This is a genomic window from Lysobacter sp. CA199 (genome assembly GCF_052078715.1).
GTDB lineage: Bacteria > Pseudomonadota > Gammaproteobacteria > Xanthomonadales > Xanthomonadaceae > Lysobacter.
Genome location: NZ_JBQJIL010000013.1, coordinates 149,711 through 164,739 on the forward strand (window position 1 = coordinate 149,711; position 15,029 = coordinate 164,739).

At 65.6% G+C, this 15,029-nt stretch carries 16 protein-coding genes; 8 read left to right on the forward strand and 8 right to left on the reverse strand.

The features are described 5' to 3' along the window. Positions 1–86 precede the first annotated feature (86 nt). Complete coding sequence (gene guaA, locus ACTOWJ_RS23155; protein ID WP_441336977.1) at positions 87–1,655, forward strand: glutamine-hydrolyzing GMP synthase; 1,569 nt, start codon at positions 87–89, stop codon at positions 1,653–1,655. 389 nt (positions 1,656–2,044) lie between these two features. Further along, the gene (locus ACTOWJ_RS23160) at positions 2,045–2,260 is read left to right on the forward strand and encodes a hypothetical protein (protein WP_441336978.1); all 216 of its coding nucleotides are present in this window, start codon (positions 2,045–2,047) and stop codon (positions 2,258–2,260) included. A 63-nt stretch (positions 2,261–2,323) separates the two neighbouring features. On the opposite strand, the gene ACTOWJ_RS23165 is transcribed toward ACTOWJ_RS23160, so the two are convergent. Further along, the gene (locus tag ACTOWJ_RS23165; RefSeq protein WP_441336979.1) at positions 2,324–2,986 is read right to left on the reverse strand and encodes a TetR/AcrR family transcriptional regulator; all 663 of its coding nucleotides are present in this window, start codon (positions 2,984–2,986) and stop codon (positions 2,324–2,326) included. 136 nt (positions 2,987–3,122) lie between these two features. Between ACTOWJ_RS23165 and ACTOWJ_RS23170 the strand changes: the two genes are divergently transcribed. The 3 genes from ACTOWJ_RS23170 (at position 3,123) to tadA (ending at position 4,776) form a co-directional block, all read left to right on the forward strand. After that, positions 3,123–3,629: a DUF1993 domain-containing protein gene (locus tag ACTOWJ_RS23170; protein ID WP_441336980.1), complete on the forward strand. Its 507-nt coding sequence runs from the start codon at positions 3,123–3,125 to the stop codon at positions 3,627–3,629. A gap of 170 nt (positions 3,630–3,799) precedes the next feature. After that, the gene (locus ACTOWJ_RS23175; protein WP_441336981.1) at positions 3,800–4,300 is read left to right on the forward strand and encodes a hypothetical protein; all 501 of its coding nucleotides are present in this window, start codon (positions 3,800–3,802) and stop codon (positions 4,298–4,300) included. Next, positions 4,297–4,776, forward strand: a complete 480-nt coding sequence (tadA, locus tag ACTOWJ_RS23180) for a tRNA adenosine(34) deaminase TadA (protein ID WP_441336982.1) — start codon at positions 4,297–4,299, stop codon at positions 4,774–4,776. Before ACTOWJ_RS23175 ends, tadA begins: the two co-directional genes overlap by 4 nt. 49 nt (positions 4,777–4,825) lie before the next feature. Here tadA and ACTOWJ_RS23185 read toward each other — a convergent pair whose 3' ends face one another. From ACTOWJ_RS23185 to ACTOWJ_RS23200, 4 genes are all read right to left on the reverse strand, one after another. After that, a complete protein-coding gene (locus ACTOWJ_RS23185; protein ID WP_441336983.1) occupies positions 4,826–5,428 on the reverse strand; it encodes a hypothetical protein in 603 nt (200 codons plus the stop codon). Between the two features lie 41 nt (positions 5,429–5,469). Next, positions 5,470–6,606, reverse strand: a complete 1,137-nt coding sequence (locus tag ACTOWJ_RS23190; protein ID WP_441336984.1) for a Cache 3/Cache 2 fusion domain-containing protein — start codon at positions 6,604–6,606, stop codon at positions 5,470–5,472. A gap of 750 nt (positions 6,607–7,356) precedes the next feature. Next, on the reverse strand, positions 7,357–7,839 hold the full coding sequence (locus tag ACTOWJ_RS23195) for a DUF2721 domain-containing protein (protein WP_441336985.1): 483 nt from the start codon (positions 7,837–7,839) through the stop codon (positions 7,357–7,359). A gap of 82 nt (positions 7,840–7,921) precedes the next feature. After that, positions 7,922–8,410: a DUF2721 domain-containing protein gene (locus ACTOWJ_RS23200; RefSeq protein ID WP_441336986.1), complete on the reverse strand. Its 489-nt coding sequence runs from the start codon at positions 8,408–8,410 to the stop codon at positions 7,922–7,924. A gap of 63 nt (positions 8,411–8,473) precedes the next feature. On the opposite strand from ACTOWJ_RS23200, the gene orn reads away from it, so the two are divergent. Next, positions 8,474–9,043 carry an oligoribonuclease gene (orn, locus tag ACTOWJ_RS23205; protein ID WP_441336987.1) on the forward strand — a complete coding sequence of 190 codons (570 nt, stop codon included), beginning with the start codon at positions 8,474–8,476 and terminating at the stop codon, positions 9,041–9,043. Positions 9,044–9,247: 204 nt separating this feature from the next. On the opposite strand, the gene ACTOWJ_RS23210 is transcribed toward orn, so the two are convergent. The 3 genes from ACTOWJ_RS23210 to ppsA form a co-directional block, all read right to left on the reverse strand. Beyond that, positions 9,248–9,571, reverse strand: a complete 324-nt coding sequence (locus ACTOWJ_RS23210) for a hypothetical protein (protein WP_441336988.1) — start codon at positions 9,569–9,571, stop codon at positions 9,248–9,250. A 166-nt stretch (positions 9,572–9,737) separates the two neighbouring features. After that, a complete protein-coding gene (locus tag ACTOWJ_RS23215; protein ID WP_441336989.1) occupies positions 9,738–10,709 on the reverse strand; it encodes a mechanosensitive ion channel family protein in 972 nt (323 codons plus the stop codon). A gap of 7 nt (positions 10,710–10,716) precedes the next feature. Beyond that, the gene (gene ppsA, locus ACTOWJ_RS23220; RefSeq protein WP_441336990.1) at positions 10,717–13,116 is read right to left on the reverse strand and encodes a phosphoenolpyruvate synthase; all 2,400 of its coding nucleotides are present in this window, start codon (positions 13,114–13,116) and stop codon (positions 10,717–10,719) included. A gap of 135 nt (positions 13,117–13,251) precedes the next feature. Here ppsA and ppsR point away from each other — a divergent pair, with 135 nt between their 5' ends. Together ppsR and ACTOWJ_RS23230 are read left to right on the forward strand one after the other, a co-directional pair. After that, positions 13,252–14,073 (forward strand): posphoenolpyruvate synthetase regulatory kinase/phosphorylase PpsR, encoded by an 822-nt coding sequence (gene ppsR / locus ACTOWJ_RS23225; RefSeq protein WP_441336991.1) that lies wholly within the window; start codon positions 13,252–13,254, stop codon positions 14,071–14,073. A 395-nt stretch (positions 14,074–14,468) separates the two neighbouring features. Further along, on the forward strand, positions 14,469–15,029 hold the full coding sequence (locus ACTOWJ_RS23230) for a DUF1249 domain-containing protein (protein WP_441336992.1): 561 nt from the start codon (positions 14,469–14,471) through the stop codon (positions 15,027–15,029).

The following is a 15,029-nucleotide window of genomic DNA, read 5'->3' on the forward strand; positions in this document are numbered from 1 at the left end:
GAGATTCGGTGAAGCCGATCCTCATCCCGATCCCCAGCGTTCCGCTTTGACGAATCCCGAATCCCCACTCCCGAATCCCGGCCCCCATGACCGACATCCATAGCGACAAGATCCTGATCCTCGACTTCGGCGCGCAGTACACGCAGTTGATCGCGCGACGCATCCGCGAACTCGGCGTCTATTGCGAAATCTGGGCCTGGGACCACGATCCGGCCGAAATCGCCGCTTACGGCGCCAAGGGCATCATCCTGTCGGGCGGCCCGGAATCGACCACCGAAGTCGATTCGCCGCGCGCGCCGCAACAAGTGTTCGACTCCGGCCTGCCGATCCTGGGCATCTGCTACGGCATGCAGACCATGGCGGTGCAGTTGGGCGGCGCGACCGAAGCGGCGGATCAGCGCGAATTCGGCCACGCGGAAGTTTCGTTGGTGGCGCAGGACCGTCTGTTCGACGGGCTCAAGGACCATCCCGGTTCGCCGCCGCGCCTGGACGTGTGGATGAGCCATGGCGATCACGTCGCCAAGGCGCCGGAAGGATTCGTCGTCACCGCCAAGACCGACCGCATCCCGGTCGCGGCCTTCGCCGACGATGCGCGCCGTTGGTACGGCGTGCAGTTCCACCCCGAAGTCACTCACACCAAGCAGGGTCAGACCCTGCTGCGCCGCTTCGTGGTCGACATCTGCGGCTGTCAGACCTTGTGGACCGCCGCGCACATCATCGACGACCAGATCGCGCGCGTGCGCGAGCAGGTCGGCAGCGACGAGGTCGTCCTCGGCCTGTCCGGTGGCGTCGATTCCTCGGTGGTCGCAGCGCTCCTGCACAAGGCGATCGGCGATCAGCTGACCTGTGTGTTCGTCGACACCGGCTTGCTGCGTTTCAACGAAGGCGACCAGGTGATGGCGATGTTCGCCGAGCACATGGGCGTCAAGGTCGTGCGCGTCAACGCCGCCGACCGTTACTTCGACAAACTCGCCGGCGTCAGCGATCCGGAAGCCAAGCGCAAGATCATCGGCAATCTGTTCGTCGAGATCTTCGACGAAGAGTCGCAGAAGCTCGCCAATGCCAAATGGCTGGCGCAGGGCACGATTTATCCCGACGTGATCGAGTCCGCCGGCAGCAAGACCGGCAAGGCCCACGTCATCAAGAGCCATCACAACGTCGGCGGTCTGCCCGAGCACATGAAGCTCGGTCTGGTCGAACCGCTGCGCGAGTTGTTCAAGGACGAAGTGCGGCGCCTGGGCGTCGAACTCGGCCTGCCGCGCGAGATGGTCTACCGCCATCCGTTCCCGGGTCCGGGTCTGGGCGTGCGCATCCTCGGCGAGGTCAAGCGCGAATACGCCGACCTGTTGGCCAAGGCCGATCACATCTACATCGACGAACTGCGCAAGGCCGGTCTGTACGACAAGACCAGCCAGGCCTTCGCGGTGTTCCTGCCGGTCAAATCGGTCGGCGTGGTCGGCGATGCGCGCGCTTACGAATGGGTGATCGCGCTGCGCGCGGTCGAGACCATCGACTTCATGACCGCGCATTGGGCGCATCTGCCGTACGACTTCCTCGGCACGGTGTCCAATCGCATCATCAATGAACTGCGCGGGGTTTCGCGGGTGGTCTACGACATCAGCGGCAAGCCGCCGGCGACGATCGAATGGGAGTGAGTCGCGCGCGCGTTGCGCGTTGATCGCTGGACCACCGACCGCCTGTGCGCACCCGCGCACAGGCGGTTTTCGTTTGCGCCGGGCCCGGGAAGATCGGCCGCGCGCGCCCCGCGGGGCGGGTGCGATGGCGATCCACCCCGGCTCCTCGGTCACGGCCATTTAGGACAAAAACAGTCCGCAATGCTCCGTATTCTGGCTCGCATCGACCCACTGCCGGGGCGTCGCGGCGGTTCCGCATTGCCTGCCTTGGGCGAGCGGCGGATCGGCCCAATCGCACCGGTCCGCCGCGGATGTCGAATCCGCCACCCCTGGTTCGTCGTGTCAGGCAGGCCGGAACAACTGCGCTTGGCGCGTCCGGCAAGTACCCGAGTCCGATCAGGAGAAACACCATGTCCAGATATCTGCCGATCGCCGCGGCTTTGTTGGCCTTGCCGCACCTGTTGGCGGCGGCCTCGCGCCACGAGGTCGCCGTGCGCATGGACAAGGCGCAGGGCCTGACCGAGCGGACTGCGGTTTGCGCGGCCCAGTACGACCGCATCGCGCAGACGCCGCGACGCGGCGAGCGGTTGGGCGTGGTTCCGGCGCGCCGTTACCTGCAACCGTGAGCGGATTGGCGGGTCGAACGCCCGCGCCCGGCGCGCGACGCGATCAGCCGCGCGCACCGCCGCTCAGGACGCCGGCCAGGCCCGCAGCGCGGTGCGCAATATCTCCAGCAGTTGCGTTGGTGTAGCGCCGTCGCGGGCCTGGATCGACAAGCCTTGCACCACCGCGGACAGAAACTTCGCCAATGCCGCGGCATCGATCGCGCCGGTCACGTCGCCTTCGCGCTGGCCCTGCTCGATGCGGGCGCGGAATCCGGCTTCGATCGAGCGCCGGTGCGCGGCCAGTTCCTCGCGTAAGTGCGCGGCCGAGCCCAGGCCGCCGACTTCGGCGGCGACCAACATGCAGCCGCTGCGCGATTGGCAACCGCCGAAGCCCTCGGCGATGAGGGCGAACAAACGCTCGAACGATCCGCGCGCGGTCTGTCCCGGCGCGTTCAACACCCCGCCATGCCGGCTGCGGAACTGCTGCAGATAGCGCTGCACCGATTCGCGGAACAACTGCTCCTTGCTGCCGAACGCCGCGTACAGGCTGGGTGGGGCGATGCCCATCGCCGCGGTCAGTTCGCTCAGCGAGGTGGCCTCGTAGCCTTGGCTCCAGAACAGCTGCATCGCCGTTTCCAGGGCTTGTTCGCGGTCGAACGCGCGCGGCCGCCCGCGCGGACGCGACGGCTTTTTCGCGGGCGCGTCTTCGCCGCCGGCGGGTTGCGGATTTGCAACGCCTATTTCCATAGCGATCGATATTAAATTCGTTGACCGGCCCGAAGCAAGCGCTCAGACTCGCGTCCGGCCTCTGCCGCGCCGGCCTTGTCCGGTCTGGGCGAACGCCGCTTCCTGCTGTTTCCCCGCCACGAAAACAGGATTCCCCATGAGCCTCTCGCTGTACGAGATATCCGTTCCCGCGTTCTCCCGCGGTCTGGACGTGCTGTCCCATCTGCTCGACAAAGGCGCGGCCTATGCCGAGGAAAACGGCATCGAGCTTGCGGTGCTGATCGGCGGGCGCCTGGCGCCCGATATGTACACCCTGATCGGCCAGGTGCAATCGGCCAGCGACGCGGCCAAGTTCGGCGCCGCGCGGTTGGCGGGGATCGCGCCGCCGAGTTTTCCCGATACCGAAACCACCCTGGATGAACTGCGCGCGCGGATCGCCAAGACCGGCGAGTTCCTCAAGTCCATCGCGCCCGAGAGCATGGACGGGCAGGAGGAGCGGGAGATCGTGATCCGCCCCGGCGGCCGCGAGCTGAAGTTCACCGCGCGCGACTACATCCGCGGTTTCGTGCTGCCCAACTTCTATTTTCACCTCACCACCGCCTACGGCATCCTGCGCCACCAGGGCGTGCCGCTGGGCAAGATGGACTTCCTGCGCGGCGCCTGACGCGGCCCGGTTAGCGTCCATCGCGTGCGCCGACTTGCCCTAGAATGGGCGTCGGCGCAACGCCACGGCACCTGTCGATACGTATTCGGTCGCGGCCGGGTTCGATTGCGACCCGCTTCGATTGCGACCGTTCCGATAACGAATGCAATGCAAGGACGCTGGGAAAGCGAATGAAAAAGTGGCTGCTGTTGGCGGTGCTGGCCGGGCTGGCGTTGTGGTATTTCCATTTCGACCGGTGTATGTCGGAAACGGCGATCCGCGCTTTTTACGTCGACCATGTCGAGGCCCTGAAGCGCTTCGATGCCGAGTGGGGCTGCAGCCGCATGACCGCGGACTATCGCCAGACCCATGTGATGTACGGCGAACAGCAAGGGCGTTCGCAGCAGGATTACGATAAAGAGCAGACCTGTCGCATGTCGGTCGAAAGCATGGACCGTTTCAGGAAACTCAGCGATGCCTCCGGCGGGTTGCTGGAGCCGCAGTACAAGGTGAAAATCCATGGGATCGACCTGGCCCCCGATCGCAAGACCGCCTCGGTCGACCTGGAGGTCAAGATGCTGCTCGGCGAGGTGATGCTCGGCCGCACCCGCGGGACCGATCGGCTGATCCGCCGCAACGGCCGCATACTGACTCAAAGCAGCGACGCCAAGAGCTGGATCTACGTCGAGTGACCCACGCGCCCGACATCGACGAACGCTGGATGCGCCACGCATTGGCGCTGGCCGAGCGCGCCGAACGCGAATACGACGAGATCCCGGTCGGCGCGGTGTTGGTGTCGGCGACCGGCGAAGTGCTCGGCGAAGGTTGGAACCGCAACATCGGCGAATTCGATCCCAGCGCGCATGCCGAGATCGTCGCCTTGCGCGAAGGCGGCCAGCGCATCGGCAACCACCGTTTGCTGGGCGCCACCTTGTACGTGACCCTGGAGCCGTGCGCGATGTGCGCGATGGCGGTGGTGCACGCCCGTGTCGCCCGCGTGGTTTACGGCGCCAGCGATCCCAAGACCGGCGCGGCCGGCAGCGTCTTCGATCTGCTCGCCGACCCGCGCCACAACCATCGCGTTGCAGTGCAGGGCGGGGTGCTGGGGCAGGAGGCCGGAGCCCGGCTGACCGCCTATTTCCGGCGCAAGCGCGGCAAGACCGACTGAGCGCCGCGCATGGGCGGCGGCATCGAGTGCCGCACGCTTCGATGCGGCATCAACGCAATGCCAACAGCGCCTTGCGCGCCTCTTCGGTGAAGCGTTGCGCTTCCTGCTGCGAATACAACTGGCCGGCGAGTTGGGCGATGACTCGGTTCGGATCGCCGCCCGCCGCCGCGAACGCCTCGTCGCACAACATGCTGGCGATCGGCCCCAGATAATTCAGCGCGATCTGTTCGATCGCCTGACGCACGCGCGGGTTGACCATCGCTGCCGGCGGCGCCGTGGCCGCGCCGCCGCCGGACGGTGTCGGCAGCGCGGCGGGCGGCGGCGGTGCCGCGTGCTGGGCCAGGTCCTGTTCGAACCCGCCCAGCAGCCATTCCACCGTGCTGTCGCTCAGCGGCGCCCGGCCCGGCGGCATCGCGGAGATGCCACTGTTTTCGAAACGCACCTTGGCCGCGGCGACCATCGACAATCGCTGCACCGCTTCCTCGTTGCGCAGCATGCGGTACACCACCTCCTGCACCTGACCGTTGTGCAGGCGGATGATGCAGGAGTGATTGTCTTCGGTGACGATGTAGGCGAAGCCGGAGGCGCGTTTTTGCGCCAGCGACTTGACCTCGCGCAGCACCTGCACCAGTGGTCGGAACTCGTTGCTCATGCACGGCTCTCCGGCCAGGCGTTAATCGATCGCACGTCCCTTCAGCGCGCTTGCTTGGCGAGTCGTTCCATCGCCACGCGCACACTATAAGACAGACGCGAGATGGCGCGGGCGAGCTTGCCGATCTCGTCCTTGAGTTCGGTTTCCTCGATGCTGTGGCCCCACTTGCCCACGCTCAGTTCCTCGGCCACCGTGGTCAGGCGCTGGATCGGCTTGAGCACTCGGCTCCAGATCAGGCCCCACTGCAGGCCCAGGATCAGCACGCACACCAACAGGCCGATGCCGCCGATCCACAGCGACTGGCGCAGGATCGCCTTGTCAACGTCGCTCTTGGGATAGGCCGAAACCAGGCTGAAGCCCCAGTCCGGGACGTCCTGCCGGATGACCACCCAGCCCTCGGGGCTTTGGGTGGCGATGCGTTCCATTTCGGCCGGATCGGTGGTGGCGCCGGCCTTGGAATGGAAGCGCAGCTTGCCCTTGCCGTCGAACACCGCGATGAAGCCCGAATCCAGCACCTGGCTGGCGTCGACCACCGTGGAGAGCGCTTGCAGATCGGTCTTGTAGCCGACGTACCACACGCCGATCGCGCGCTGGCTGTCGTCGCCGGCGAAGATCGGCTCGTAGCCGGTGACGTACGGGGTGCCGAGGATGTCGACCACGCCGTAGAAGTTTTCGCCCTTGCGGATGTGCGGGATCACCTGGCCGACCGGATCGAGCTGAGTGCCGACGGCGCGGCTGCCGTCATCCTTGCGCACATTGGTGGCCACGCGGACGAAGTTTTCGCCGTCGCGGGAGAACAACGTGGCGGTGCCCTCGGCGATGGCGGTGACGCCGTCGACCAGGGCGAAGTTGTTGGCCTGCGAGACGCCGCCGAGCACCAGGTCGTTGGCGGCGCGGCCGCCGACGGTGACGCGGCCGCCGAGCGCGGGCGCGCCGAGGCGGCGGCCTTCGCTGCGCAGCAGGCGCATGGCGTCGTGGGTGCGGTCGAGCATGACCGAGCGGGTGACCGCGAACAGGCTCTGCAGGGCGTAGGTGCGCCGTTCGATGGATTGCGCGGCGTCGTCGCGGACGTGACGGGCCTGGATCATGGCCAGCGCGATGGTCAGCGCGACGACGGACACCAGGACCAAAGCCAGCACGGGCAGCAGCAGGCGCACCCGCAGCGAGTGAAGAAACATCGGATTATTCCCCTGGAGCGCGTTGATGAATGAGTGCGATTCGAACCGCGGCTAGGCGGACACGCGGGCGATGCGCCAGGGCGCTCGGAGCGGGATGCGCGCGACCACGGTCGAAAGGCAGCCGTAAGATAGCGGCATCGATTTTTGTTTCACAATGCGACCTTAGCTCGCATCTATTGCGTCGCATGGGTGCTGGAGATAGCGGCCTGCGCGCGTTTTGTGCGATGGGAGTGAGGTTCGTATGGATCGTGTGCGCGTCGCGCGTGAAACGGAAGAGTCGGTTTATCACGCGGAGCTGCAGTTTCCATGTCGATCGTAGGTGCAGCATATCCGGGGCGGCGAGTCGCGATTCGTGCGGACAGTCGCAGAAGGGGTTCCTGTCGCCCAGCTGGCGTCGGCCGCTGCGATGAACTGTGAGTAGCGCTCATGCGGTTTGTGCTGGCGGACACGGAGCGTCAGCCGCGGTTCGAGCAGCCGGGCCGGCCGGTGGCCCGATTCCGTCGTTGCCGCGTCGGGCATGCGAAAAGTGACCTTTTTACCCGCAGGCCGGTGGTGCCTGTCGAGGCCTGGGGTTCGCATGCCCCAGGGCGGATTGGATGGCGGCGGACGAGGCTGCGCGACGCTCGTGCGTGCACGGATGTTGCGCATCGAAATGGGCGGCGGTCCGCACGCGATCGGGGTTTGAGTTGTGACTCAGTTCCGATTTTCCGCGGGCGCCGCGGATCAGTCGCGCATGGCGGCGACAGGGGCTCAGCCGCGCTTCTTGCGGCCGTTGTCGCGGTCGAACTCGCGTTTCACTTCTGCATCGAGCATGGTCACGCTCATCCGCGCCTCGCGGCCGAGGTTGATCGAAGCGGCCAATACCAGCAGCACGCCGCACATGGCCAGGCCGGTGGGCACGCCGCGCAGACGGTAATCGGTGAACTGATCGATGCCGATGGCCAGGCTGGTGGCGACGAAGGCGGTCATCGCGCCGTACAGCAGTTGCAGGCAGATCAGAATCAGCCGCACCCGGCGCCGGTGCTGGATGATGCGCGCTTCCAGATACTGGCGGGCGTGCTCGTCGACGGTGTCTTCCAGGGTCGCCAACTGCTGGCGCATGCGATCCACCACGCGGGCGAGGCGGTTGTTGGAGGACACCAGCAGGGACGCGGTGGCGGTCAGGAAGAACGCCGGGGTGATCATCGCCGAGACCACGGTGTAGTGAGAGCTCAGTTGCAGCAGGTCGGCCATGGCGGGTTCCGTGGATTGGGCGCCGGCTCGAGCGCTGGCGGGCTCGGGCGCGGACGGTGGGGCGGCGAGGCGGTGCCTGGGCTCAGGTCGGGGCCTTGGCCCAGCGTTTGACCGCGGTGGCGTGGCCGTGGTCCATCTCCTCGTTGACCGCCTCGACCGCCAGCGAGGATTCGCGCGCCAGCAGCAGGCTGGCGGCGAACATCGACAGCACGCCGAGCGCGGCCAGCACGGTTGGGACCACGCCCAGACGGTAGCCGAGCACCGCGTCGCCGGCCACGGTCAGGCTGGTGCCGACGAAGAAGCTGATCGCGGTGTACAGCAGCTGGCTGCCGCGAAGAATGATGCGGCTGCGTTTCTTCTGCCGCAGGATGTGGCGCTCGATCAGCTCGCGTTCCTCGGCGTCCTCGGTCTCGGCCAGTTCCTTGAGCAGCACCCGTGCGCGGTCGATCACCCGCGCCAGGCGGTTGTTGGCCGACAGCAGCAGCGAGGCGGTCGCGGTCAGGAAGAAGGCCGGGGCCAGCATCGCGGTCAGGATCGCGTAGTGGACGTCGGGGGCGTTGACGGGGCTCATCGCGGGGCGGTATCGGGGAGGCGGTGGGCTATCATGCCGCGACATGGACACGACGGCGAGGCTATGACCGATAAGACTGGGCACGAGCACCGGCTGATCTGGATCGATCTGGAGATGACCGGCCTGGATACCGACCGCGATTCGATCCTGGAGATCGCCACCGTGGTCACCGACGCGCAGCTCAACGTGCTGGCGCAGGGGCCCGAGCTGGCCATCGCCCATCCGCTGGAACGGCTGGGGGCGATGGACGAATGGAATCGCAATCAGCACGGCAAGTCCGGGCTGTGGAAGCGGGTGCTGGAGCGGGGCGTGCCGATGGAAGCGGCCGAACAGGCCACCCTCGACTTCCTGGCCCAATGGGTTTCGCCGAATACCTCGCCGATCTGCGGCAACTCGATCTGCCAGGACCGCCGCTTCCTGCATCGCTGCATGCCGCGGCTGGAGAAGTACTTCCACTACCGCAATCTGGACGTCAGCACGATCAAGGAACTCGCGCGCCGCTGGGCGCCGGACGTGCTGGCCGGCCTGAGCAAGGACAGCAAGCACACCGCGTTGAGCGACGTGATGGATTCGATCGCCGAACTCAAGCATTACCGCGCGGCGATGGGGAAGCTGGGCGGATCGGGCGGCTGATCCACGGCGACGCGTCGTGTTTTCGTCGTGGATGTGATGTCGCGGTCGCGGCTTGCGCCGCTCCTACAGCGAGCGGTGTAAGCGAAGCGATCGGCTTGTAAGCGGCGCAAGCCGCGACACGGATGTTCGCGAGTGGTTCGGTCGCCGGCTGAAGCATTACCGCACCGCGACGGTGCGCTAACCCGATCAGATAGTCGCGCCCCCTCAACCTCCGTCCAGCTCGCTCAAGCGAGCTCGAATGCTCTGCTCATTCAGATGCTTTCGGATGCATGACCACTGTCTGGCCGAAGAGGAATAGAGCAACACGACAGCAGTCAGTAAACCCAGAACAGCCGAAACGATGGCGACGCCCATCGGACCGATCTGGTAGCGCTGGACAACCTGAAAGAAGACTATAAAAAACAGGAAAAGCACTAGCCAAACAGCAGCGATCAACCAACGGCTGGCGAGGAACCGCGGATCGGGTTGACCCAGTCGTTTCAGCAGTCCAGTCAGCACCTGCCGCTCATTCGAATCGAACATGTTCAAGCTCTGCCTCGGCCGTCAAATCCCCGTCGATCATGATGCATTTCCTCCATCTCATCCGGCTCAGTGACCGCGTTGAGTGAAAAGCGGTCGGCAGCTCGATTCGGGGTTGGGAAATTCAACGGGGATTTCGAACCCCGCCTGCGATGACGCAGGTCCGGTCGAGCCATCAGACCTTAGGCTTGGCCGCCGGCACGGGCACGTCGCCATCGTCGGCGATGGACTTGGTCAGCAGCTCCGCGATCGGCTGCCCATCGGCATCGTGGTGATACACGTGCAAATCGCGCTGCGGGTACGGGATGTTGAGGCCTTTGCCGATGAGCTCGTTGCGAATGCCTTCGACCAGATCGCTGCGGGTGCGCAGCAGGTTGGCGGTCTTGACCCAGGCGCGCAGTTCCAGATTGACGCTGCTTTCGGCCAATGCGGTCACCAGCACCTCCGGCGCAGGATCGGGCAGCACGTTCGCATGCGCCGTCGCCAAGGCCAGCAGCGTTTCCTTCGCCGTCTTCAAATCATCGTCGTACCCCACGCCGACCGTCAGATCGATCCGGCGCTTGGGATTGGCGGTGAAATTGATGATGACCGCGGTGGTGATCAGGCTGTTGGGCAGCACGATCACCCGATTGTCGATGGTGCGCAGCCGGGTCTGGAATACGCGGATCTGTTCGACCGTGCCTTCCACGCCCGCGGCCTGCACATGATCGCCGGCGCGGAACGGGCGCAGCACGATCAGCATCACGCCCGAGGCGATGTTGGACAACGAATCCTTCAGCGCCAGACCGATCGCCAGGCCCGCGGCGCCGAGCACCGCCAGCACCGAGGTCATCGGAACGCCGAGCTGCTGCAGAGCGGCGACCGCGATCACCACCACCATCGCCGCATAGGCGATGTTGCGCAGGAAGCCACGCAGGGTGACTTCCATGTTGGCGCGGGTCATGGCCCGCTCGAGCGCGCGCGACAGCCACTTGGCCAGCCACAGGCCGATCAGCAGGATCGCCAGGGCGCTGAGCAGCTTCAACCCCGTGGTCTGCGCCCACGCGGTGAGCTTGTCGATGTCGAAGCCGGCCTCAAGTCCCAGCAGGGACTTGGGGACCAGCGCTTGCACGGCGTCTTGAGCGGGTTGGACGGTTTGTTTGGCCATCGATCGCTCAGGCCTTGGCCTTCTTCGCCTTGGCCAGGCGCAGCCAGGTATCGACCACGGTGTCGGGATTGAGCGACACCGACTCGATGCCCTGATCCATCAGCCATTCGGCCAGGTCCGGATGATCGCTCGGGCCCTGGCCGCAGATGCCCACGTACTTGCCCTTGGCGCGCGCGGCCGAGATCGCCATCGACAGCAGCTTCTTCACCGCCGGATCGCGTTCGTCGAACAAGTGGGCGACGATCGCCGAGTCGCGGTCCAGGCCCAGGCTGAGCTGGGTCAGGTCGTTGGAGCCGATCGAGAAGCCGTCGAAGATCTCGAGGAATTCGTCGGCCAGCAGCGCGTTCGACGGGACCTCGCACATCATGATGATCTTGAGGCCCTCGCTCTTATCGGTAGCGCCATCGCCCTTGCGCAGGCCGTTCTTTTCCAGCACCTCGATCACGCGCCGGCCTTCGTCGAGCGTGCGCACGAACGGAATCATGACCCAGCAGTTGGTCAGGCCCATTTCCTCGCGCACCTTGAGTACCGCCCGGCATTCCAGGGCGAAGGCGTCGGAGAACGAAGGATCGACGTAACGGCTGGCGCCGCGGAAGCCGATCATCGGGTTTTCTTCATGCGGCTCGTAACGCGAGCCGCCGATCAGGTTGGCGTATTCGTTGGACTTGAAGTCCGACAGGCGTACGATCACCGGATGCGGCGCGAACGAGGCGGTGATGGTCGCGATGCCTTCGGCCAGGCGGTCCACGTAGAACTGCACCGGATCGGCGCCGTAGCCGGCGATCTTCTCGTCGATCTTCTTCTTGGTCGCCGCGTCCTGCGAGGCGTATTCCAGCAGCGCCTTGGGATGGATGCCGATGTGGCTGGCGATGATCATTTCCAGGCGCGCCAGGCCGACGCCGGCATGCGGCAGCATCGCGAAATCGAACGCGCGCTCGGGGTTGGCGACGTTCATCATCACCTTGAGCGGCGCCGGCGGCATCTTGTCCAGATCGGCGACGTGGCGCTCGAAGGGCAGGGCGCCGTCGTAGATGAAACCGGTATCGCCTTCGGCGCAGCTGATGGTGACGACCTGGCCTTCCTTGATCGCATCCAGGCCATTGCCGGTGCCGACGACCGCCGGAACGCCGAGTTCGCGCGCGATGATCGCCGCGTGGCAGGTGCGGCCGCCGCGGTTGGTGACGATCGCGGCGGCGCGCTTCATCACCGGTTCCCAATCGGGATCGGTCATGTCGGCGACCAGCACGTCGCCAGGCTGCACGCGGCTCATGTCGTCGAGGCTGCGCACGACGCGCGCGATGCCCGAGCCGATCTTCTGGCCGATGGCGCGGCCCTCGGCGACCACTTCACCGCGCTTTTCGAGCTGGTAGCGCTCGATCTGGGTGGCCTTGCCGCGCGACTTCACCGTCTCCGGGCGCGCCTGCACGATGAACAACTTGCCGCTGACGCCGTCCTTCGCCCACTCCACGTCCATCGGACGGCCGTAATGCTTTTCGATCACGAGCGCCTGCTTGGCGAGTTCGTGAACATCCGCATCGTCAATCGAGAACTTGGAACGCAGATCCGCCGGCGTATCTTCGGTCCGCACGCGCTCGCCGGCCTTGTCCGAATACACCATGCGCAACTGCTTGGCGCCGACGCTGCGGCGCAGGATCGCCGGCTTGCCCTGGGCCAGGGTGGGCTTGTAGACGTAGAACTCGTCCGGGTTGACCGCGCCTTGCACGACCATCTCGCCCAGGCCGTAGCTGGAGGTGATGAAGACGACGTCGCGGAAACCCGATTCGGTGTCCAGGGTGAACAACACGCCGGACGCGCCGACGTCCGAGCGCACCATCAGCTGCACGCCGGCCGACAGGAACACGTCCTCGTGCTTGAAACCGTGATGCACGCGGTAGGCGATGGCGCGGTCGTTGTAGAGGCTGGCGAAGACTTCCTTGACCTTGCGGACGACGTCGTCTTCGCCGGTGACGTTGAGGAAGGTTTCCTGCTGGCCGGCGAAGGACGCGTCGGGCAGGTCTTCGGCGGTGGCCGAGGAGCGCACCGCGACGGCCACGTCGCCGCCGCCGTTCTCTTCGCACAGCTTGCGATAGGCGGTGCGGATGTCCTGGTCCAGGTCCGGTTGCAGCGGGGCCTCGATGACCCAGCCGCGGATTTCGCCGCCGGCCTGGGTCAGCGCCGGGACGTCTTCCACGTCCAGCGTGGCCAGCTTGTCGAAGATGCGCTGATGCAGATTGTTGTGGGCGATGAAGGCCTTGAAGGCCTCTGAGGTGGTGGCGTAGCCGCCGGGGACCGAGACGCCCAGGTTGGCCAGATTGCCGATCATCTCGCCAAGCGAGGAGTTCTTGCCGCCTACGCGGGCCAGGTCGTTGAGGCGCAGCGCGTGCAGCCAGAGGATGTTCTCGTTCAAGACACACTATCTCCGTGGGGGGCGAGGACGCGTCGGGCGCGGCCAAGACGCTATGATCGCCCGTGCGTCCGGGGCATACAAGCTTGATCCGGCGGGGTTTTTCGTATTGGTGCAGCTTTCTTGACGAGGTTATCGATGGCAGGAACCCGCCCGGTCTTCTACGTTTCCGACGGTACCGGCATCACCGCCGAGACCATCGGACACAGTTTGCTGACCCAATTCACCGAGACGCGCTTCGTCACCGATCGCCTTCCGTTCGTCGACAGCGTGGAGCGGGCCCAGGAGGCCGCGGCCAAGATCCGCGAGGCCGCGATCGCCCACGGAGTACGCCCTGTGGTCATCAATTCGTGCATGGACGGCGAGGTCGGCGCGGCCCTGGCAGAGAGCGGGGCGCTGATGCTGGACGTGTTCGCGCCGTTCATCGAACCGCTGGAACGCGAATTGCACGAGACCCGCCAGCGCCGAGTCGGCCAGGCCCACGGCATCGCCGATTTCGAGACGTATCACCGGCGCATCAACGCGATGAACTTCGCTTTGACCCACGACGACGGCCAGAGCGTGGACTACAACGAGGCCGATCTGATCCTGGTAGCGGTTTCACGCGCCGGCAAGACCCCCACTTGCGTCTACCTGGCCCTGCATTACGGGGTGCGCGCGGCCAACTACCCATTGACCGAGGAAGACCTGGAGCACGACCGTCTGCCGCCGCGCCTGCGGCCTTACCGCAGCAAGCTGTTCGGCCTGACCATCGACCCGGTCCGCCTGCAGCAGATTCGCCAGGAGCGCCGGCCCAACTCGCGCTACGCCCAGTTCGACACCTGCAAGCGCGAGGTCGCCGCGGCCGAGACCATGTTCCGCGCCGAGCGCGTTCCGACCTTGAGCACCACGCATACCTCGATCGAGGAAATCGCCAGCAAAGTGTTGACCACGCTGGGGATCCATCGCGAGATGTTCTGATTCTCCGAGATGCGCCGAGCGCCAGCGAGAACATGTTCGCAGGGCAGCCACGCTCGCGACTGTAGGAGCGGCGCGAGCCGCGACCGCGAATCGGCGGCTATATCGCAACTGAGGGCGCGTGCCGCCCACTGGCGACCTCCCGATTCAACGCGCGCGGAACCTCAATACCCGTAAGGCTCCCACCCTCGGCCCGCACGGGCGTTTACCCACGCCAATGCCTGCCAAAAGCTGCGGCAGGCGACGAAAGAGAGCGGGGCTGCCTGCGGCGCGCGATGCTGAATGGCGCCCGGCTGAATCGATCCCGAAAAGGATCGCGAAAGAGCCTATAAATTAGGCCTTTTTTGCGATTTCGTCAATCCTGCCGCGATCCGCCGCAGGCGTGTAGGATCGCCTCCATGAGCCAATCCGCTTCCCGTTTCGCACGCATCCCCAAACTCAGCCGTTTCGGTTGGCTGATGGGCCTTTATGCGGAGAACCACGAACGCCTCACGCGCCTGTTCGCGCCGGCCGAACTGGCGCGCGGCGCTTATCTGTCCAGCGTCGGCGACGGCCTGGACTTGCGCCTGGACGTGATCGAACAACATCGCTACACCACCGAAATGCGCTTGACGTATGCGCTGTTGGACCCGTTGACCGGCGAGCCCGATCCGTCCGCTTATTTGCGTCTGTACCACGACGCGCATCAGGTCGAAGCCACCCATTGCTATGTCGGTCGACGTTGGCAGGACGTGATCGGCCTGTACCCGCCGCCGGCCGAAGTGATCGGCCACCGCATGCGGATGAATACTTTTTTAGGAAAGTGGCTCGAGTATCTAGCCGAACGTGGCCATGGCATGGCAAGATTGCGCCCCGTCGAACACGACCCGGCTTCACCCGATCCACACGGACCTGGGTTGGCCGGAGCGGCAGAAAAAATTAGCGATGACCGCTTGACGACATCGCTGAACAGCCGCTAA